This window comes from Stenotrophomonas sp. P5_B8, assembly GCF_054049855.1.
The window spans coordinates 1-1,291 of sequence record NZ_JBFULO010000685.1 but is presented as its reverse complement, the minus strand read 5'-3'; the positions used below and the strand labels follow the sequence as shown (position 1 = coordinate 1,291).

The 1,291-nt window shown below is 70.7% G+C and carries 1 protein-coding gene; it reads left to right on the top strand.

Going from position 1 to position 1,291, the window contains the following annotated elements; all coding sequences use genetic code 11:
- Nucleotides 1-39 precede the first annotated feature (39 nt).
- Nucleotides 40-1,059 (top strand): homoserine dehydrogenase, encoded by a 1,020-nt coding sequence (locus tag ACXJKH_RS20680; protein ID WP_457322195.1) that lies wholly within the window; start codon nt 40-42, stop codon nt 1,057-1,059.
- Nucleotides 1,060-1,291: the final 232 nt, after the last annotated feature.

Genomic DNA, 1,291 nt, shown 5'->3' with positions numbered 1-1,291 from the left:
GTGCTGAACCTAGCGCCCGCACCGGCGCGCCGGCTGGCGTTGTTGGGCACCGGTACCGTCGGCACGGCGTTCGTGCAGCGTTACCAGTCGCTGCAGGCGCGCGGCATGGCATTGCCGGCATTTTCCTGGCTGGCCAATTCGCGCACTGCGCGTGCCTGCGAACGGGGCCCGGAGCACGAACTGCAGCAGGCCAACCTGGCCGCGCGCAGCGTGCCGCCGCTGCAGCCCTGGGCCGAGGCCGACGGGCTGCAGCGTGGCGATGTGGTGGTCGATGCGACCGCCAGCGACGAGGTCGCCAACTGGCACGAGCAGTGGTTGGCCCGTGGTGTGCACGTGGTCACCGCCAACAAGCTGGGCCAGGGCGCGCAGCTGGCACGTGCGCAGGCCATCACCGACGGCCGCGAGGAAGGCGATGCGCAGTACGGCGACAGCGCCACCGTGGGTGCCGGCCTGCCGCTGCTGAGCAGTCTGCGCGCGCTGGTCGCCGGGGGGGATCGCATCCATCGCGTGGAAGGGGTGTTGTCCGGTTCGCTGGCATGGCTGTTCCATCACTATGACGGCCAGCGTGCGTTCTCCGACTGGGTGCGGCAGGCGGCTGCGGCCGGCTACACCGAACCGGATCCGCGCGTGGACCTGTCCGGGGAGGACGTGCGCCGCAAGCTGCTGATCCTGGCGCGCGCCAGCGGCATCGCGTTGCGGGCCGAGCAGGTCGAGGTCGCCTCGCTGGTGCCTGCGGCGCTCGCCGCGCTGCCGACCGACGCGGCCGTGTCACAGTTGGCGTTGTTGGACGCCCCGCTGCAGGCTTACTGGCAGCAGGCCCGCGAGCAGAATGGATGCCTGCGCTTCGTCGGCGGTTTCGACCACGACGGTGCGTCGGTGGGCCTGCGCATCCTGCCGCTGGATCACCCGCTGGCCGGTGGCGCGCAGACCGACAATCGCGTGGCCATTCACAGCGATCGTTACCCCGCCCAGCCGTTGTTGATCCAAGGCCCGGGCGCGGGCGCGGAGGTCACCGCCGCGGCGTTGCTGGATGACGTGCTGGCGATCGTGCGGCGGTAGCCAATGTGTCGCGCGCGACAGGTAGAGCCGAGCCACGCTCGGCTGCCCTTCGCGCGATAAACGACCTAACGGCCGGGTAGAGCCGAGCCACGCTCGGCTGCCCTTCGCGCGATAAACGACCTCACGGCCAGGTAGAGCCGAGCCACGCTCGGCTGCCGTTCGCGCGATGAACGACCTAACGGCCGGGTAGAGCCGAGCCACGCTCGGCTGCCCTTCGCGCGATGAACGACCT